Source organism: Stenotrophomonas muris (genome assembly GCF_052751275.1).
In genome coordinates, this window is record NZ_CP199879.1 from 336,121 (window position 1) to 354,705 (window position 18,585).

Below are 18,585 nucleotides of genomic sequence, written 5' to 3' on the forward strand. Positions count from 1 at the left end.
GGCGGGTCTCTCCTGGATGTGTTGGCGAGTGTAGCGGCATGTCTTCATGCCGGGTGATGGTGGCCGCAGTGATTGTCCCTGAACGGCGCCGGCGCTAGTGTAGGGGCCTCTGTCTTGCCTGCTCGATGCTGTGAACCGCGCTTCCGTCCCTGGCCTGGATGCCTTGTTGAACCGTCCCTCGGCAGCGGTGCTGCCTGCTCCGCTGCGCCAGGCCCTGCGCGAGCATTGGGAAGCGCCGGATTGCGACCACCAGATGCGTGCCACCTGGTCGGTGCTGGGCGATACCCTCGATGCGCTGGCGATGCTCTCGGCCGACGAAGGCGCGGTGGTGGCAGCATTGCTGTTCGACCTGCCGGGCCTGCGCGCCAGCCTGGACCAGCTGCCGCTGGGCAGCCACCAGGCGGCGGTGATCGGCCTGCTCGACGGCCAGGATGCCGCCGACCCGGTGTGGGCGCTGCACGCCGGCCGTGAGGCCGGACGCAACAGCGAGGGCCTGCGCCGGCTGCTGCTGGCGATCATCCGCGACCTGCGCGTGGTGCCGATCCTGCTGGCGCGCCAGCTCGCGAGGATGCGCGCGGCCGACAAGCTGGACGACGAGCAACGCCGCGCGCTGGCCCAGCTGACCCGCGACATCCACGCGCCCCTGGCCAACCGCCTGGGCATCTGGCAGCTGAAGTGGGAGCTGGAGGACCTGGCGTTCCGCCACCTGGAACCGGAAACCTACCGCCGCATCGCCCGCGAGGTGGACGAAACCCGCATCGCCCGCGAGCGTTACGTCGAGAACGTCAAGAAGGTGCTGTCGCGCGAGCTGGTCGCCCAGGGCATCAAGGCCGAAGTCAGCGGCCGCCCGAAGCACATCTACAGCATCTGGCGGAAGATGCAGAAGAAGCGGCTGGCCTTCGACCAGCTGTATGACATCCGTGCGGTGCGCGTAATGGTCGACGACGTCGCCGCCTGCTACGCCGCGCTGGGCGTGGTGCACGCGCTGTGGGCGCCGGTACCAAGCGAGTTCGATGATTACATCGCACGCCCGAAGGCCAACGACTATCGCTCGCTGCATACCGCCGTGGTCGGCCCGGAAGGGCGCACCATCGAAGTGCAGATCCGTACCCATGAAATGCACTCGCAGGCCGAGCTGGGCGTGGCCGCGCACTGGAAGTACAAGGAAGGCGGCAAGGGCGCGGAGAAGTCCTTCGATCGCAAGATCACCTGGATGCGCCAGCTGCTGGAGCAGGCGCAGGACGGGCAGGGCAATGAACTGGCCGGGGCGCTCGATGCCGAGCTGACCGAGGACCGGGTCTATGCGCTGAGCCCGAAGGACGAGGTGCTGGACCTGCCGCAGGGCGCTACGCCGCTCGATTTCGCCTACCAGGTGCACACCATGGTCGGGCACCGCTGCCGCGGCGCCAAGGTCAACGGCCGTATCGTGCCGCTGACCTATCGCCTGCGCAGTGGCGACCGCGTCGAGATCCTGACCGGCAAGGAGGCCGACCCGCGCCGCGACTGGCTGATGCCGGCCAATGGCTTCCTGGCCAGCAACCGCTCGCGCGAGAAGGTGCGCAGCTGGTTCCACAAGCTGGACCGCGCGCGCAACGTGCAGGCCGGTCGCGAGCTGCTCGAGCGCGAGCTGAAGCGGCTGGGCCTGCAGCACTCGGACCTGGCCGTCGCGGCCAAGAAGTTCCATGCCGACAGCGTCGATGACCTGTACATCCAGGTGGCGCTGGGCGATACCGGCCCGAACCAGGTCAGCCGGACGTTGCTGGAGGCGGAACGTGCCGCCAGCCAGCCCGCGCCCGCGCCGACCCTGCCGCGGCCGACCGCGCGCCGCGAGAACCTGGGCAAGTCCAAGTTCACCGTGCAGGGCGTGGGCAACCTGCTGGTGCAGCTGGCACGCTGCTGCCAGCCGGTGGCCGGCGAGCCGATCGTCGGCTACCTGACCCGTAGCCGTGGTGTCACTGTGCATCGTGCAGACTGCGCCGCGCTGGCCCGGCTGGCCGCCGCCAGCCCGCAGCGCATCCTGCCGGTGGAGTGGGGCCAGGCCGGTGGCGGCTACGAAGTGGACGTGGTGGTCGACGCGGTCGACCGCCGCTGGCTGCTGAAGGACATCACCAACCTGATCGCCCAGGAAGACGCTTACGTGCTCGACATCCACAGTGACAACGTGCGCAACAGTGGCCGTGCCCATCTGCGGCTGCGGCTGAAGGTCAGCGACTACGGGCAGTTGTCGACGCTGCTGGGCAAGCTTGATGCGCTGCCGGGCGTGAGCGAGGCACGTCGCCTCGGCTGAGCTTCACGCTGCCCCGGCTACCCTGCACGCATGGAACGCGAGCCCCCGCATCGCCCGCATGGCGCTGAACATCCTGCGCTGGACCGCGTCCGTCGCGAGGGTCGCTGGTGGTGGCTGCAGGCACGCCATGCGCGCCGGGTCTGGCGCTGGGCGCTGCTTGCGGCGCTGGCCGTGTTCGTGCTGCTGGTCCTGCTGCGCAAGCCGCTGGCCGACTGGTTCTGGGATGAGCCGCAGATCGAACAGCTGCTGGCCGAGGGGGATCGTGCGCTGGCCGCCGGTCGTTTGAGCGATGCCGATGGCAGTGGTGCGCGCGAGCGCTACCAGGCGGTGCTGGCGCTGGACGGTGATCGCCCGCAGGCGCGCCAGGGCCTGGCCAATACCGGCGCGGCAGCGCTGCAACAGGCGCGCGATCGCCTGCACGCCGGTGACCTGGACGGCAGCGCGCAGGCACTGGCACTGGCCCGTGAGCTGCAGGTGCCGCAGGGCGAAGCCGATGCGGTCGCCCGCCAGCTGCAGGCGCGACGCAGTGCCGGAGCCGGTATTGGTGCGTTGTTGGCCCAGGCGCGCAACGCGTTCGCGGCCGGACGCCTGGATGATGGCGACAGCAGTGCGTTGCCCTTGTTCCAGCGCATCCTTGCCCTGCAGCCGGACAACCTGCCGGCGCTGGAAGGGCGCGAAGATGCGCTGAGCGACCTGCTGCTGCAGGCGCGCACGCTGGCAGGGCGCGGAGAGCTGGCCGAGGCGGCCGCGATCCTGCGTCGTGCCCGCCAGTTCGATGCCGGTCATGCCGATCTGCCGGCCAGCGAGGAAGCCCTGGCGCGCGCGGTGGACCAGCGCCTGCAGCAGGCGCAGCGGGCACTGCAACGACAGCAGCTGGACGCCGCGGCCCAGGGTTTCCTGGCAGTGCTTGCGGTGGCGGCCGATGATCCCAATGCCCAGCGGGGGCGTGAGCAGGCGCTGCAGGCGGTGGTGGCGCGCAGCCAGACATCCGCCGACGACTTCCAGTTCGATGCGGCGCAACGCGATGCAGCCCTGGCGGCGGAGCTGGGCGCTTCGCAGGCAATCCGGCAACAACTGGCACAGCGCCTGCAGCGTGCGCGCCAGGCGCAACAGGCCCTGCAGCAGCCCGCGATCAGTACGGCGCAGCGCGAACGCCAGCTGCGCGACCACCTGCGCAAGATCGAGCGTGCCGAACGTGCAGGGCAGTGGATCAGCCCACCGGGGCACAGCGCGTTCGACGCACTGCGCGAAGCCCAGTCACTGGCCCCCCGCGACACGCGGGTGAAGGCTGCCGCAGCACGCCTGCTGCCCGCCAGTCGCCGCTGCTTCGACGACAATCTGCGGCAGAACCGGGTACAGGCGGCGGGTGCCTGCCTGCAGGCCTGGCAGACGCTGTCACCGACCGCAGCGGGCCTGCCCTCGGCGCGGCTGCGGTTGGCCCAGCGCTGGCTGGCGATCGGCAGCGAACGGCTCGGCAATGGCGACCTGGCCTTTGCCGCGCACGCTGCCGAACAGGCGCGGTTGCTGCAACCGGACCTGGCCGAACTGCCGGCGTTCGAAGACCGCCTGCGTCGCGCCGGTGGACGGGCGGACTAGGCGAAGAACACCCGCTGCACGGTCGAGCGGGCGGCATCAAGTGAGAAATGCTGGGCGACGTTGGCCAGGCCGGCATCGGACAACTGCTGCCACAGCTGTGGATCCTGGTACAGGCGGATCACCGCATCGGCGAAACCGACAGCGTCATCGGCCACCAGCACGTCCTGGCCGGGATGCAGGTGCATGCCTTCCACGGCGCAGGTGGTACCGACCACCGGCTGGCCATGGGCCATGCTCAGGTTGATCTTGCCCTTCACGCCGGCGCCGAACCGCAGCGGCGCAATGGCGATGCGCGCGCCGTCCATGTAGGGCGTGATGTCTTCGACGAACCCGTGCATCTGCACACCGGGCTGGCGTGCGGCCAGTGCCAGCAGCGACTCCGGCGCCGCGGCGCCGATGCAGTGCAGGCGCACTTCCGGCAACCGGGCGCGGATGCGGGCAAAGACCTCGCCGATGAACCATTCCATGCCGTCCAGGTTCGGCGGATGACGGAAGCCACCGACAAACACCAGGTCGCGCCGCTGCTCGAATACGGCGCCGGCACCGGCGACCTCATGCAGGTTGGAGATCAGCTCCACCCGCACCTGCGGCGCATCGGACTGCAGCTGCTCCCGTTCGGCCGCACTGACCAGCACGGTGATGTCGCACTGCTCCATCACGGCCAGTTCGCTGCTGCGGGTACGTTCCGCTGCACGCAGCAGGGTTGCGTCGCCGGCGACTTCGGCACCGCGGCGTTCGCGCAGGTAGTGCAGGTCAACGGTGTCGAACACGGTCCGTGCCTGCGGTGCATAGCGCTTGAGCAGCGGCAGGCATTCGTGGGCGACGTGGTGACGCACCAGCATTGCCACGTCGAAACGCGATCCGTGGCTGCGCAGCCAGCCGGCTACGCCGTCCAGGAAGGGCGCGTACCAGACTTCCACGCCCATCCGTTGCAGCGCTTCGGTGGCCGCACCGGCGTGCTCGCGCCGGGTCGGTACGAACACAACGTGGGCGCCGCCCTGCAGCAGCAGGCGGATCAGATTGACCTGGCGCAGTGACCCGGAATCGCGATCCGGCTGCGGTACTTCCTCGTCCAGGATCAGCACCTGGCGCCGGCCGCGCAGCAGCAGCGCCGGAGACGGCACTTCGCCGACCGCCGGATGACGGCCAAGTTCGGTGGCCCAGCGGGCGGCGAAGATGGCCTGGTTGCGTACCTGGTAGGCCTTCACCCCGCTGCCGGTGTCGGTACCGTTGCTGGTGCCTTCGTCGTGGATCACCCGGCTGGCCGGCTGCACCAGCACGCGCAGGCCGTGTGCACGCACGCGGAAGGCCAGGTCGGTGTCCTCGTAGTAGGCCGGCTTGTAGCGGGTGTCGAAGCCGTCCAGCTGCTGCCAGAGGGCGCGTGGCAGCATCAGCGCCGCGCCCGAGCAGTAGTCGACGTCGCGCAGGCTGGCAAAGCGCGGATCATCGGCGGCCTCGAAGCGGCCGTAGCTCCAGCCACTGCCATCGGCGAAGATCACCCCGCCCGACTCCTGCAGGCGGCCATCCGGGTACAGCAGCTGGCTGCCGACCAGGCCGGCGTCGGGCACGCTGCCGAAGGTGTCCAGCAGGGCGTCGAGCCAGCCCGGCTGCGGCACCGTATCGTTGTTCAGCAGTACCACGTAGCGGCCGCGTGCGCGCGATACACCGTCATTGCAGGCTTCAATGAAGCCGCCGTTGTGCGCGCGCACTTCATAGCGCAGCCCGGCCACCTGCGGCATCCACTGCACGGTGGCATCGCTGCTGCCGTCATCCACTACCAGGATCTCGCACGCGGCGGCCGGCGGGTGCGCCGCCAGGGCGCGCAGGCAGGCCACGGTGTGGGCGACGTGGTTGTAGACCGGGATGACGATGCTCACCTCCGGCGACTCGCTGAACGGCACCGTGAAGGGGGCGAAATCCTGCGCTGGCGGCAGGAACAGTGGCGTGCGCGGGGCGGGGACGGCGCGCTGGGCATGCACGCGGATGCGTTGCCAGGTGGCACGCCAGCCACGGGTGCGCAGGCTTGCCAGGCTCCGGCGGGCCAGGCCCGACAGGCGGTTGATCAGGTATCGGATCTCGGCCAGGGACATCGCCATCCGGTTGCAACTCCAGCTTAAGCAGGGGAACCCGGGAGAATTCGCCAGCCGCAGCGGCTGGGGTAGACTCGCCAGACCCTACATTCTCGCATTCCCGTGCCCCGACGCTACGATTCCGACGACATCGACGATTCCGACGACGACCAGCAGGACAACGGTCCGCTGTGGCGGCGCCGGCTGATCACCTGGAGCATGGCTGCGGTCGCGTTGGGATTGGGTTTCCTCATTCCCTATACGCTGTACCTGAACCAACAGGTGACCCAGCGTTTCGGTGAACTGCGCTGGCAGATCCCGACGCGCGTGTACGCGCGCCCGCTGGTGCTCACCCCCGGCAAGGCGATGGATGCGTCTACGCTGAAGACCGAGCTGGCCGCCTCTGCCTACCGCGATGACGGGCAGGGCAAGGAGCCGGCCACCTATGCGGTGAACGGCGGGCGCTTCGTCATCTCCAGCCGCGGCTTCAACGACGTTGACGGCCGGGTGGCCCCGCGCCGGGTGGAGCTGTCGCTGGCCGATGGCGGCGTGGCCTCGCTGCGCGACGCCGACAACCGCAAGGCGCTGAAGGCCGCGCGGCTGGATCCGGCGCGCATCGCCACCCTGTACGGCCAGAAGCAGGAAGAGCGCCGCCTGATCCGCATGGACGAGGCGCCGGACCTGCTGGTGACTGGCCTGCAGGCGGTGGAGGACAAGGACTTCAACCGCCACCACGGCATCGACCTGTCCGGCATCGCGCGCGCGGTGTGGGTGACGATCCGTTCCGGTGGCCAGAGCCGCCAGGGCGCTTCGACGCTGACCCAGCAGCTGGCCCGCAGCGGCCTGCTCGGCATCGGCAAGGAGCAGACGGTCACCCGCAAGTTCAATGAGGTGCTGTACGCACTGATCATGGAAGCGCGTTATGACAAGCGCACCATCTTCGAGGCCTATCTCAACCAGGTGTACCTGGGCCAGCGCGGCAGCCAGGCGATCCATGGCATGTCCTCCGGCGCCGAGTTCTGGTTCGGCCGTGACCTGCAGTCGCTGGAGACCGAGCAGATCGCACTGCTGATCGGCCTGGTCAAGGGGCCGTCCTTCTACGACCCGCGGCGCAACCCGGAGCGCGCGCTGGATCGCCGCAACTTCGTGCTGGGCAAGCTGCATGAGGCCACGCTGATCGACGATGCCGAGTACCAGCGCGCGCTGAAGGCACCGCTGGGCGTGCCCAAGACGCCGGGCCTGGTGGCAGCCAACCGCTTCCCGGCCTACGTTGACCTGGTCCGCCGCCAGCTCGGCCATGACTATCCGGAATCGGCGCTGCAGGGCGCGGGCCTGAGCGTGATGACCGGCATGTCGCCGTCCGCGCAGGCCTATGCCGAAGGCGCGGTGACCCGCACCATCAAGTCGCTGGAAAGCAAGCGCCGCCCCGAGCTGCAGGCCGGCATGGTGCTGACCGACGTGCACAACGGCGACGTGCTGGCGGTGATCGGCAGCCGCGAGGTGTCCGAGGTCGGCTTCAACCGCGCGATCGAGGCGCAGCGTCCGGTCGGTTCGCTGCTCAAGCCGTTCGTCTACCTGCTGGCCCTGGCGCAGCCGGACCGTTACTCGCTGGCCAGCTGGGTGGATGATTCGCCGGTGACGGTGCAGCTCGGCCGCGGCCGCAACTGGAGTCCCGGCAACGCGGACAACCGCAGCCACGGCACGGTGCGCCTGATCGACGCACTGGCGCATTCCTACAACCAGGCCACGGTGCGCGTGGGCATGCAGGTCGGCCCGGAGCGCGTGACCCAGCTGATCCATGTCCTGGCCGGCATCAAGGCTGACGCCAACCCGGCGGTGATCCTCGGCTCGACCGACCAGAGCCCGTACGCGATGGCGCAGCTGTACCAGTTCCTGGCGTCCGGCGGCGAGATCCAGCCGCTGCACGCGGTGCGTGGCGTGCTCGATCCGCAGGGCAAGCTGCTCAAGCGGTACGACAAGACCCCGGCACCGGCGCAGGAAGGCGACTCGATTGCCGCCAACCTGATCAGTGTCGGCCTGCAGCAGGTGGTCGCCAGCGGTACCGCGCAGCGGCTCAATGCCGATGGCCTCGGCCGCCTGCAGCCCGCCGGCAAGACCGGCACCACCAACGATGGCCGTGACAGCTGGTATGCCGGCTACACCGGTGATCACCTGGCAGTGATCTGGATCGGCAACGACCAGAACGCGCAGGCCGGCCTGTATGGCGCCACCGGCGCGATGCGGGTCTGGTCGGGCATCTTCCAGCGCCTGCCGAGCGCGCCGCTGCGGGTCAGCAACAAGGGCCTGGACTGGCAGTCGGTGGCCCCCACCGGCCTCAACAGCACCGATGAAGGCTGCCCCGGCGCGCGTCGTTTCCCGTTCGTGGTGGGCTATGCGCCTGCCTATGCGCCGTGCGCGCCGGCCGCGTCGCCGGAGGGGCAGGGCGAGGCCGACGGCGAGGGCGGTGGCTGGCGCAGCTGGTTCGGCCTGGACCGCAAGCCGGAAGCGCCTGCCGAACCTGCCGCGGCACCTGCCGCCGCCACTCCTCCCCCGAGCCGATGATGCCGATGAACATGCGATCCCTGCTGCAGCCCCTGGCCCTGACCGGCCTCAGCCTGGCCCTGGCCGCCTGCGTGAGCAGCGCACCACCGGTGGTCAAGCCGGTCGATACCACCACGCCGGCGCAGCGCCTGGCTGCGGTGGATGCTGCAGCGGGTCCGGACGACAAGGAATTGTCGGTACAGCCGCTGCGTGATTCGCAGGTGGAAGATCTGCGGGTGACTGCACTGGCACAACGCCAGGCGAACGACCTGGCCGGCGCGGCCAGCAGCCTGGACCACGCGCTGGAGATCGTGGCGGGTGACCCGGCAGTGCTGCAGGAACGTGCCGAACTGGCGCTGCTGCAGGGCCAGTGGGCGCAGGCGGAGACGTTCGCGCGCAAGGCGGTGGATCTGGGCTCGAAGACCGGGCCGCTGTGCCGCCGGCATTGGGCGACGATCGAGCAGTCGCGCCTGGCGCGGGGCGAGAAGGAGAATGCGGTGTCGGCGCATGCGCAGATTGAGGGCTGCACGGTGCCGGGGATCAAGCGGTACTGAGTTTTCAGCCAACGGCACAGCCCCTCGTGGCTGTGGGTTGGTCGCTGAAGCCAGAAGCAAAAGCCGCGCTTGGCCGGGCGGGGTGGGTTCGCGGGGGACGCCGTGAACCCGTCCCTGGGGGCTTGGCCGCGGCATCCATGCCGCGGACACCCCCGCGAACCCACCCCGCCCAACCTCTGACAGTTTCCGTGTGCGTCCAGCCACGGAAAAGAAAAAGAAAATCAAAAGCGGGTCGCGCGCTGCGCGCACTCGTTGTGGGGTCGGATCCGTTTTCCGCAGGAAAACGGATCCGACCCCTTCTTGTTTCCGTTCCACCCACCGCTTCTGAAAGGGCAGTCGAGCAAGCTCGACGCGACGCCGCGCGTGCATCCGTCACTGGGAAACTGTCGAGGGTGGGGCGGGAGGGGCAGGCAGGACCGTTGGCGCCATGGATGGCGCCATCGAGCCCCCATGGATGGGTTTACGGCGTGTCCTGCCTGCCCCTCCCGGCCTGCCCAGTACGTAAAAATCCAGAGCCATGAACACCGCTGTTGCTGTTGCCCTGGCTTGAAACGGGTGCCGGGCAGCGCCCGGCCGGGTATCCTCTCCCTCTGATGTCCGACCTTGTCCATGCCAGCCGCGAAGCCCTCAGCGAAGGCGGCGCGCTCGCCTCGCATCTGGATGCCTTTGTCCCGCGTCCGGCACAGCTGCACCTGACCGACGCCATCGCCGAAGCGCTGCAGCAGCGCGACCTGCTGCTGGCCGAGGCCGGTACAGGCACCGGCAAGACCTTCGCCTATCTGGTGCCGGTGCTGCTGTCCGGGCTGCGCACCATCATCTCCACCGGTACCCGCGCGTTGCAGGACCAGCTCTACCACCGCGATCTGCCGCGCGTGCGCCAGGCACTGGGCGTTGGCCTGCGCAGCGCGCTGCTGAAGGGACGCGCGAATTACCTGTGCCGCTACCGCCTGCAGCAGGCGCGGGGCGAACCGCGTTTTTCCAGCCCGGAGCAGGCTGCGCAGTTCCAGCGCATCCTGGCCTGGTCCGGCCGTTCGGAGTTCGGTGACATCGCCGAACTGGAAGGCCTGGCCGATGACTCGCCGCTTCTGCCGATGGTCACTTCCACGGTCGACAACTGCCTGGGTACCGATTGCCCGTTCTGGGAAGACTGCTTCGTGGTGCGCGCGCGCCAACGTGCGCAGGCTGCCGACGTGGTGGTGGTCAACCACCACCTGCTGCTGGCCGACCTGGCACTGAAACAGGACGGCTTCGGTGAGTTGCTGCCGGGGGCGCAGGCCTTTGTCATCGACGAGGCGCATCAGCTGCCCGAGTTGGCCGCGCAGTTTTTCGGCGAAGGCTTCGGCATGCGCCCGTGGCAGGAACTCGGCCGCGACTGCCTGGCCGAGGCGCGCGGCGTAGGCGGCGCGCAGTCGGCCCTGCAGGAACCGGTCGACCAGTTGCAGCAGGCGTTGCTGGCGCTGCGCTCGGCGATGGAGGGGCTGCCGCCACGGGGTACGCAGTGGCGTGCGCTGGCGATGCCACAGGTGCGCGATGGATTCGATACGGTGATGGCCGGTCTGGTGACGCTGGAGCAGGCACTGCAACCGCTGCGCGAGGCGGCGGCGGGTCTGGATGCCTGTCATGCGCGGGCACGCGAGGCGGTGTCGCGGCTGCAGCGCTGGCTGGGCGATGATGAGCCCACCCTCGATTTCGATACCGATCCGGCGGAGACCCCCCGTGCCGCCGATGTGCTCTGGTATGAGCTCACCCCGCGTGGTTTCCGCTGCCAGCGCACGCCGATGGATGTGTCCGGCCCGCTGCGCGAGCATCGCGAGCGCAGCCGCGCGGCATGGATCTTCACCTCGGCCACGCTGACCGTGGGCGGTGGCTTCGACCACATCGCCACGCGCCTGGGCCTGGACGATCCGCACACGCTGGTCCAGCCGAGCCCGTTCAACTGGCCCGAGCAGGCGTTGTGCTACCTGCCCGAAGGCCTGCCCGATCCGGCGGCGCGCGGGTTTGGCACCGCGCTGATCCAGACCTTGCGGCCGGTGTTGCAGGCCTCGCAGGGCAGGGCGTTCCTGTTGTTCGCCTCGCACCGTGCATTGCGCGAGGCCGCCGAGGCACTGCGCGACGGGCCGTGGCCGTTGTTCGTGCAGGGCGAGGCGCCACGCGCGGCGCTGCTGCAGCGTTTCCGCGAATCGGGCAATGGCGTGCTGCTGGGCTCGGCCAGTTTCCGCGAGGGCGTGGACGTGGTCGGCGAAGCGCTGAGCGTGGTGATGATCGACAAGCTGCCGTTCGCGGCACCGGATGACCCGGTATACGAGGCGCGGCTGGAGGCGATCCGCAGCCAGGGGGGCAACCCGTTCCGCGACGAGCAGCTGCCGCAGGCGGTGATCGCCCTGAAGCAGGGCGTTGGCCGCCTGATCCGCAGCGAAAGCGACCGGGGCGTGCTGGTCCTGTGCGATCCGCGCCTGCTCAACCGTGGCTATGGCCGGGTCTTTCTTGAGTCGCTGCCGCCGTTCCGGCGCACCCGCAGCCTGGCCGATGTGCAGGCCTTCTTTAGGCCACAATGGCTGCCCGTGGCCGATGATGCGGCTGCCCCGGCCGCCGTTGCGGCGGGCCCGGAGCCTGCTCCCGGTGCCACGTTCCCCTTGTTCTGACCTGATCCAATGAAACTGCTTGCCTTTGAAACCGCCACCGAAGCCTGTTCCGTTGCCCTGCATGTCGATGGGCAGGTCCTGGAACGCTTCGAGATCGCCCCGCGCCGGCACGCCGAGTTGAGCCTGCCGTGGGCCGAGGCGCTGCTGGCCGACGCCGGCATCAGCCGTCGCCAGCTTGATGGCATCGCCCTCAGTCGCGGTCCGGGTGCGTTCACGGGCGTGCGCCTGGCGATTGCCATTGCCCAGGGCATCGCACTGGCACTGGACCGCCCGCTGCTGCCGGTCTCGACGCTGCAGGTATTGGCGCTGCGCGCACCGGCGGAAGAAACGCAGATCCTGTCGGCCATCGATGCGCGGATGGGCGAACTCTACGTCGCCCGCTTCGAGCGCGTGGACGGCCTGCCGGTCGCGCGCGATGCCGAGCGCGTCTGCGCGCCGGCAGCGGTGGCGCTGCCGGAAGGGCTGTCGGCCTACGGTGTCGGTACCGGGTTCGCCGCAGCCGAGGGTGCGCTGGTCGCGCAGCTCGGTACTGGCCTGCGCGGATTCGACGCCACGGCATTGCCGCGTGCGTCGGACGTGCTCGCACTGGCGGTGCCGGCGTTCGCGCGCGGCGAAGCCATTGCACCGGAGAAGGTCGAGCCGGCCTACCTGCGCGACAACGTGGCACTGACCCTGGTCGAGCAGCAGGCCGCGCGCGAGGCGAAGGCGAAGGCCAACGGCTGAGCCCCTCGTGGCGGGGTTGGTTGATCGCATAAACCAAAGCCGCGCTTGGCCGGGCGGGGTGGGTTCGCGGGGGACGCCGTAAACCCCGCTCCGCGGTCCGGCCCAGCCGCTGGCGGCTGTGCCTTCGGGCGCTTGCGAAGCAGTGCTTCGCAAGCAAAGCGCCCTCACCCATGGGGGCTTGGCCGCGGCATCCATGCCGCGGACACCCCCGCGAACCCACCCCGCCCGACCTCTGACAGTTTCCGTGTGCGTCCGCCACGGAAAATCAAAAGAAAATCAAAGTCAACAGCGGATCGCTTCGCTCGCATCCACGCGTAGCGTGGATGTGTGTCGACCAAGGTCGACACCTACCAACAGCAATGATGCGTCGGGATCTGTCAGAGGCGGGGCGGTATGGGCTTGCAGCACCGTTGGCGCCATGGGCCCGAGGCACGCCTCGGGCGGGTTGGGCAGGACGCTCAACCCCGGTCTTGCCGCGTGCGCAGGACAGCGCACACGAGCAAGGCGCCATCGAGCCCCCAGGGACGGGTTTACGGCGTTTCCTGCAAGCCCATACCGCCCCGCCAAACCCAATATCCCAACCGCCGCTGTTGCTGTTGCCGTTGCTCCAGCCTTCCAGCGGGTCCCGGGCCGCAGGCCCGGGCAACAAACCCCTACCGGTCGTCGTGCAGGGTGCCACCCGGCAGGAACACCCAGGTGCGGGTGACCTGCAGGATGTCGATCTCGTCCTCGGTCTTCGGCAGCGGCGGGAATGGCTGCGCAAGCTGCACCACCCGCAGCGCCGCCTCATCCAGCAACGGCGTCCCGCTTGAACGCAGGATCCGGCTGCTTTCCACGCTGCCATCGCGGCGCACGCCCACGCTGATCACCACCTGGCCGCCGAGCCGGCGCTGCCGGGCCTCGTCCGGGTAATTCAGGTTGCCGACGCGCTCGGCGCGGTCGACCCAGGCGCGCAGGTAATTGGCGTAGGCATATTCGCGCGTGCTGGCCGACACGAACTTGCGGTTCGGGCGCTTGGCGTACTGCGCCGAGCGCAGATGCACCTCGGCCGCCAGCCGTGCCATCTCGGCATCACGCTGCTCGCGTGCCGTCAGCGGTGCATCCGGTTCCGGCTGCTCCGGTGTCGGGCGCGCCTGCGCCTGGGCCACTGCCTCTTCGCCGTTGCGGCTGCTGACCACCCGCGCCTGCGGCGGGGGCGCCGGCGCGGCCGATTGCTGCTGTTGCGGCACCGGGCTCAGCCCCGCCTGGGCCTGCGGAACGATGCCGGCCTGGTTGTCGCGCGGGCGCTGCGCACGGTCGTGCTCGCCGCCACCTTCCTGGCTGGCGGCGGCAAGGAAATCGGCCTGCTTCGGGGTCAGTGCGGTGCGGGTCTGGCTGAAGATCACCTCCAGCGTCGGCACCAGTGGTGCGTCGCCTTTCACCGCAAAACCCACGCCCAGGATCAGCAGGGCGTGGACCACGATCGACAGCGCGATGGTCGCGCCCAGCCGTTGCGCTTCGCGCGCCGGCGGGGGCAGGACGGCAGGTGCGGCCGCCATCAGCGCAGGCCGGCCTCGAGCGCGTCGAACAGGGTGCCGGCGATGTTCAGGCCGTACTGCGCGTCGAGCTCGCGCACGCAGGTCGGGCTGGTCACGTTGACCTCGGTCAGGTAATCGCCGATCACGTCCAGGCCGACGAAGCGCATGCCACGGCGCTTCATCTCCGGGCCAACCTGGCCGGCGATCCAGCGGTCACGCTCGCTCAGCGGGCGCCCTTCGCCACGGCCGCCAGCCGCCAGGTTGCCGCGGAACTCGTCACCCTGGGGAATGCGCGCCAGGCAGTAGTCGACCGGTTCGCCGTCGACCAGCAGGATGCGCTTGTCGCCGGCCGTGATGTCGGGAATGAACTTCTGGGCCAGCGCCAGCTTGCGGCCGCCGTCGGTCAGGGTTTCCAGGATCACGTTCAGGTTCGGATCGCCCTGGCCGCTGCGGAAGATCGAGCGGCCGCCCATCCCATCCAGCGGCTTCAGCACGGCCTGGCCGTGCTCCAGCGCGAAGGCCTTCAATGCCTTGGCATCGCGGCTGACCAGGGTCGGCGGGCAGCACTGCGGGAACAGCAGGGCGGCCAGCTTCTCGTTGTAGTCGCGCAGGCCCTGCGGGTTGTTGACCACGCAGGCGCCGGCAGCGGCAGCCACGTCCAGCACCTGCGTGTCGTAGATGTACTCGGCGTCGACGGGCGGGTCCTTGCGCATCAGCACGATCTGGCCGGGACCGAACGCGGTACGGCTGAACGCGCCCAGCTCATACCAGCCGGCTGGGTCGTCGCGCACCTGCAGCGGTGCGGTCTGGGCCACCGCCACGCCACCTTCCAGGGCCAGCCCGCCGGGCCGCACGTAGTGCAGGGCATGGCCACGGCGCTGGGCTTCCAGCAACATGGCGAAGGTGGTGTCCTTGGCGATCTTGATGTGGGCGATGGGGTCCATCACCACGATGACGTTCAACGGCATGGGCGCACCTGTCAGGCAAGGCGTTGATGGTAGCGGCAACGCCGGCCGTGTGCCTCCCCGCCGTAGCGCAACGCAGCGTCCGCCTGCCGGCAGCGCAGTCATTGCGAACCCGGTCACGTTCAGCCCGGTGCTACCCCCTGCGCGGCAGGCCGGCCTTGAAGCGGGCGCGGGAAGTGCGATATAGATACGCTTTCGCAGCGGCTCCCGCCAGAGATTGGGCCGTGCGCTTGGGGATAGGCAATGACTGAAAACACGACTGCGGGCGGGGAACTCGCAGGACTCCGGGTGATGGTCATCGATGATTCGAAGACCATCCGCAGGACTGCGGAAACGCTGCTCAAGCGCGAAGGCTGCGAGGTGGTCACCGCCACCGACGGCTTCGAAGCGCTTGCCAAGATCGCAGACCAGCAGCCGCAGATCATCTTCGTCGACATCATGATGCCGCGCCTGGATGGCTACCAGACCTGTGCGCTGATCAAGGGCAACCAGCTGTTCAAGGCGACCCCGGTGATCATGCTGTCGTCCAAGGATGGTCTGTTCGACAAGGCGCGGGGGCGCATCGTCGGCTCGGAGCAATACCTGACCAAGCCTTTCACGCGCGAAGAACTGCTGGGTGCCATCCGCACATACGTCAACGCCTGACCAGGGGGGAAAGGCACAATGGCTCGTATCGTCCTGATCGAGGATTCACCGACCGACCGCGCGGTGTTCACCCAGTGGCTGCGCCGTGCCGGCCACGAGGTGCTGGAAGCGGACAACGCCGAGAATGGCCTGCAGCTGGTCCGCGACCAGGTGCCGCAGCTGGTGCTGATGGACGTGGTCCTGCCCGGCATGAGCGGGTTCCAGGCCACCCGGGCGATGGCCCGCGATGCGGCGATCAAGCACATCCCGGTGATCATCGTCAGCACCAAGGCGATGGAAACCGACAAGGCCTGGGGCCTGCGCCAGGGCGCAGCCGATTACATCGTCAAGCCGCCGCGCGAGGATGAACTGATCGCGCGGATCAACGAACTGGTGGCCTGATGCGCTCGCCCTTCGACATCCTTGAAGCCTACGAACGACGCAGCCTGGCCCATGCAGTGCAGCTGCCCGGGCGGCAGTTCGCCCAGGACCTGTGGCGTGGCGTCGGTTACCGCGTCGGCCAGCGCCGGCTGGTGTCCGATTTCCGCGAAGTGGTGGAAATCGTGCCGATGCCGCCGGTGACCCCGGTGCCCTGCGCGCAGCCCTGGCTGCTGGGCGTGGGCAACCTGCGTGGCAACCTGTTTCCGGTGGTCGACCTGAAGTACTTCCTGGAAGGCACGCGCACCGTGCAGCAGGAAGGCCAGCGCGTGCTGATCATGCGCCAGGCTGGCGGCGACGTCGCACTGACCATCGATGAACTGTTCGGCCAGCGCAGCTTCGAGCTGGACCAGCAGATCGACGCAGGCACGTTGGCCGAAGGCCGCTACGGCCATTTCGTTGACCGTGCCTTCCATGCCGACGGCCATGACTGGGGCGTGTTCTCGCTCTCGCTGCTGTCGCGCACCCCTGAATTCCGGCAAGCCGCGGCCTGAGGCCGGGCATCGCCCCCTGCATTGAAGATCGAGGTTGAACGATGAGTACTGCTTCGGACGCCACCAAGACCGGCAAGCTGCGGCTGGGCGGCAGCAACCTCTGGCTGTTCCTGCTGCTGGCATCGATGATCCTGTTCGGCGTCAACACCGGCGTCGCCACCTGGCAGGGCAGCCGCCTTGCCGACGCCGGCTCCAAGGCCGCCGACCTGCAGGTGCTGTCGCAGCAGCTGGCCAACCAGGGACGTGACGCGGTCGGCGGCAACGCCCAGGCCTTCACCGCCTTCAAGGCCACCCGCAACGCGATCGAACAGAACGTGTCGACGCTGCAGGGCCGCTATGGCAAGGAGCCGGGCGTGTCCGGCGCCATCGCCACCCTGGGCGAAACCTGGGCGCCGCTGGGCAAGCAGGCCGGGCAGCTGGTGGCCAGCGAGCCGGCGGTGCTGGCGCTGGCCGGCAATGCCAACAACTTCACCGGCGCGGTACCGGGCCTGCAGGCCCAGCTGAACGAGCTGGTGCGCGCGATGTCCGCCTCCGGCGCCCCCTCGTCGCAGGTGTACAGCGCACTGCAGCAGGTCGTGGTGGCCGGTTCGATGGCCCGTCGGGTGACCGAAATGCGTGCCGGTGGCAGCGCCGCAGCGACCTCCGGGGATGCGCTGGCGCGTGACATCACCGTGTTCTCGCAGGTGCTCGACGGCCTGCGCAACGGCAACGAGGAACTGGGCATCACCGCCGTGCGCGGTGCTGCCGCCGTGGCCGCACTGGAGCAGTCGCAGCAGAAGTGGGAAGCGATGAAGCAGGACGCCGATGCGATCCTGGCCAGCTCGCGCCAGCTGTTCGCGGCGCAGTCGGCGGCGACCGCGCTGGGCCAGGGCTCGGCCCACATGCTGGACGACAGCCGCAAGCTGTTCGATGCGTTCTCCTCGTTCGGCTCGGTGTCCGACACCCGCCTGTTCCCCAACTTCTGGATCGGCGTGGTGTCCGGCGCGCTGTCGCTGATCGCGATCATCGGCTTCGTCTCCACCAACGTGCGCAGCCGCTCGCGCGAGCAGGAACTGCGTTACCAGACCCAGGTGGAATTCAACAGCCGCAACCAGCAGGCGATCATGCGGCTGCTGGACGAAATCTCCTCGCTCGGTGAGGGTGACCTGACGGTGAAGGCCTCGGTGACCGAGGACATGACCGGCGCGATCGCCGACGCGATCAACTATGCGGTGGACGAGCTGCGCCACCTGGTGACCACCATCAACGACACCTCGGCCAAGGTCGCGATGTCCACCCAGGAAACCCAGGCCACCGCGATGCAGCTGGCAGAGGCGGCGGGCCACCAGGCCAACCAGATCACCTCCGCCTCGGACCGCATCGGTGAAATCGCAGCGAGCATCGAGCAGGTGTCGCGCAACTCGGCCGAGTCGGCCGACGTGGCACAGCGCTCGGTGGTGATCGCCGCCGAAGGCGCCGGCGTGGTGCGCGAGACCATCCAGGGCATGGACCAGATCCGCGACCAGATCCAGGAAACCTCCAAGCGCATCAAGCGCCTGGGCGAGTCGTCGCAGGAAATCGGCTCGATCGTGGAACTGATCAATGACATTTCCGAGCAGACCAACATCCTGGCGCTGAACGCGGCGGTGCAGGCGGCGTCGGCGGGCGAAGCGGGCCGCGGTTTCGCGGTCGTGGCCGACGAAGTGCAGCGCCTGGCAGAACGTACCTCGGGTGCGACCCGACGCATCGAAAACCTGGTCCAGGCCATTCAGGCCGATACCAACGAAGCGGTCACCTCGATGGAGCAGACCACGGCCGAAGTGGTGTCCGGTGCGCGCCTGGCCGAGGACGCCGGTACCGCGCTGACCGAGATCGAGCGCGTGTCCAACGCCCTCAATACCCTCATCAAGAACATCTCCATCGCCGCCCAGCAGCAGTCGGCCGCGGCCTCGGACATCACCCGCACCATGGGCGTGATCCGGCAGATCACCGGCCAGACCTCGCAGGGTGCCGGGCAGACCGCAGAGTCGATCGGCCACCTCGCGCAGCTGGCGGCGGACCTGCGCCGTTCGGTCGCCGACTTCAAGCTGCCGGCGTGACGCGGGCAGGGCGGCGAGCAAGGAACCAGTCGATGAAGCATTTCCATTCCCCACGCC

The 18,585-nt window shown here is 69.0% G+C and carries 13 protein-coding genes; 10 read left to right on the forward strand and 3 right to left on the reverse strand.

Annotated features, from left to right (window positions below; genetic code table 11):
• Positions 1-130 precede the first annotated feature (130 nt).
• A complete protein-coding gene (locus tag ACUVWL_RS01435; protein ID WP_032958977.1) occupies positions 131-2,287 on the forward strand; it encodes a RelA/SpoT family protein in 2,157 nt (718 codons plus the stop codon).
• Positions 2,288-2,317: 30 nt separating this feature from the next.
• A complete protein-coding gene (locus tag ACUVWL_RS01440) occupies positions 2,318-3,883 on the forward strand; it encodes a hypothetical protein (RefSeq protein WP_049440314.1) in 1,566 nt (521 codons plus the stop codon).
• Here ACUVWL_RS01440 and ACUVWL_RS01445 read toward each other — a convergent pair.
• Positions 3,880-5,979 carry a glycosyltransferase gene (locus tag ACUVWL_RS01445; RefSeq protein WP_142235270.1) on the reverse strand — a complete coding sequence of 700 codons (2,100 nt, stop codon included), beginning with the start codon at positions 5,977-5,979 and terminating at the stop codon, positions 3,880-3,882. The genes ACUVWL_RS01440 and ACUVWL_RS01445 overlap by 4 nt on opposite strands.
• 96 nt (positions 5,980-6,075) lie before the next feature.
• On the opposite strand from ACUVWL_RS01445, the gene mrcB reads away from it, so the two are divergent.
• The 4 genes from mrcB to tsaB all read left to right on the forward strand — a co-directional run bounded on the left by mrcB (position 6,076) and on the right by tsaB (position 12,412).
• The gene (gene mrcB, locus ACUVWL_RS01450) at positions 6,076-8,514 is read left to right on the forward strand and encodes a penicillin-binding protein 1B (protein WP_032958979.1); all 2,439 of its coding nucleotides are present in this window, start codon (positions 6,076-6,078) and stop codon (positions 8,512-8,514) included.
• Positions 8,511-9,047 (forward strand): hypothetical protein, encoded by a 537-nt coding sequence (locus ACUVWL_RS01455; RefSeq protein WP_014648099.1) that lies wholly within the window; start codon positions 8,511-8,513, stop codon positions 9,045-9,047. Before mrcB ends, ACUVWL_RS01455 begins: the two co-directional genes overlap by 4 nt.
• 593 nt (positions 9,048-9,640) lie before the next feature.
• Entirely contained in the window at positions 9,641-11,689 is a 2,049-nt protein-coding gene (locus ACUVWL_RS01460; RefSeq protein WP_111206956.1) for an ATP-dependent DNA helicase, read from the forward strand.
• A gap of 9 nt (positions 11,690-11,698) precedes the next feature.
• Positions 11,699-12,412 carry a tRNA (adenosine(37)-N6)-threonylcarbamoyltransferase complex dimerization subunit type 1 TsaB gene (gene tsaB, locus ACUVWL_RS01465; protein ID WP_049440310.1) on the forward strand — a complete coding sequence of 238 codons (714 nt, stop codon included), beginning with the start codon at positions 11,699-11,701 and terminating at the stop codon, positions 12,410-12,412.
• Between the two features lie 653 nt (positions 12,413-13,065).
• Here tsaB and ACUVWL_RS01470 read toward each other — a convergent pair.
• Positions 13,066-13,950, reverse strand: coding sequence for an energy transducer TonB family protein (locus tag ACUVWL_RS01470; protein WP_014648095.1), 885 nt, complete (start codon positions 13,948-13,950; stop codon positions 13,066-13,068).
• Positions 13,950-14,897, reverse strand: a complete 948-nt coding sequence (gene gshB / locus ACUVWL_RS01475) for a glutathione synthase (RefSeq protein WP_032959093.1) — start codon at positions 14,895-14,897, stop codon at positions 13,950-13,952. Before gshB ends, ACUVWL_RS01470 begins: the two co-directional genes overlap by 1 nt.
• Before the next feature lie 240 nt (positions 14,898-15,137).
• Here gshB and pilG point away from each other — a divergent pair, with 240 nt between their 5' ends.
• From pilG to ACUVWL_RS01495, 4 genes are read left to right on the forward strand one after another with little or no spacing between them, the layout of a single operon-like run.
• Positions 15,138-15,539, forward strand: a complete 402-nt coding sequence (gene pilG, locus ACUVWL_RS01480) for a twitching motility response regulator PilG (RefSeq protein ID WP_005418455.1) — start codon at positions 15,138-15,140, stop codon at positions 15,537-15,539.
• 18 nt (positions 15,540-15,557) lie between these two features.
• Complete coding sequence (locus tag ACUVWL_RS01485; RefSeq protein WP_445978767.1) at positions 15,558-15,920, forward strand: response regulator; 363 nt, start codon at positions 15,558-15,560, stop codon at positions 15,918-15,920.
• Positions 15,920-16,450 (forward strand): chemotaxis protein CheW, encoded by a 531-nt coding sequence (locus ACUVWL_RS01490; protein ID WP_014648092.1) that lies wholly within the window; start codon positions 15,920-15,922, stop codon positions 16,448-16,450. The genes ACUVWL_RS01485 and ACUVWL_RS01490 overlap by 1 nt, the downstream gene beginning before the upstream one ends.
• A 41-nt stretch (positions 16,451-16,491) precedes the next feature.
• On the forward strand, positions 16,492-18,528 hold the full coding sequence (locus ACUVWL_RS01495; protein WP_014038185.1) for a methyl-accepting chemotaxis protein: 2,037 nt from the start codon (positions 16,492-16,494) through the stop codon (positions 18,526-18,528).
• Positions 18,529-18,585: the final 57 nt, after the last annotated feature.

Bases quoted from the DNA above. Each gene is read 5' to 3' on its own strand.
- ACUVWL_RS01440 (WP_049440314.1), top strand. From the start codon at position 2,318: ATGGAACGCGAGCCCCCGCATCGCCCGCATGGCGCTGAACATCCTGCG.
- ACUVWL_RS01445 (WP_142235270.1), bottom strand. From the start codon at position 5,979: ATGGCGATGTCCCTGGCCGAGATCCGATACCTGATCAACCGCCTGTCG.
- ACUVWL_RS01455 (WP_014648099.1), top strand. From the start codon at position 8,511: ATGATGCCGATGAACATGCGATCCCTGCTGCAGCCCCTGGCCCTGACC.
- ACUVWL_RS01460 (WP_111206956.1), top strand. From the start codon at position 9,641: ATGTCCGACCTTGTCCATGCCAGCCGCGAAGCCCTCAGCGAAGGCGGC.
- tsaB (WP_049440310.1), top strand. From the start codon at position 11,699: ATGAAACTGCTTGCCTTTGAAACCGCCACCGAAGCCTGTTCCGTTGCC.
- ACUVWL_RS01470 (WP_014648095.1), bottom strand. From the start codon at position 13,950: ATGGCGGCCGCACCTGCCGTCCTGCCCCCGCCGGCGCGCGAAGCGCAA.
- gshB (WP_032959093.1), bottom strand. From the start codon at position 14,897: ATGCCGTTGAACGTCATCGTGGTGATGGACCCCATCGCCCACATCAAG.
- pilG (WP_005418455.1), top strand. From the start codon at position 15,138: ATGACTGAAAACACGACTGCGGGCGGGGAACTCGCAGGACTCCGGGTG.
- ACUVWL_RS01485 (WP_445978767.1), top strand. From the start codon at position 15,558: ATGGCTCGTATCGTCCTGATCGAGGATTCACCGACCGACCGCGCGGTG.
- ACUVWL_RS01490 (WP_014648092.1), top strand. From the start codon at position 15,920: ATGCGCTCGCCCTTCGACATCCTTGAAGCCTACGAACGACGCAGCCTG.
- ACUVWL_RS01495 (WP_014038185.1), top strand. From the start codon at position 16,492: ATGAGTACTGCTTCGGACGCCACCAAGACCGGCAAGCTGCGGCTGGGC.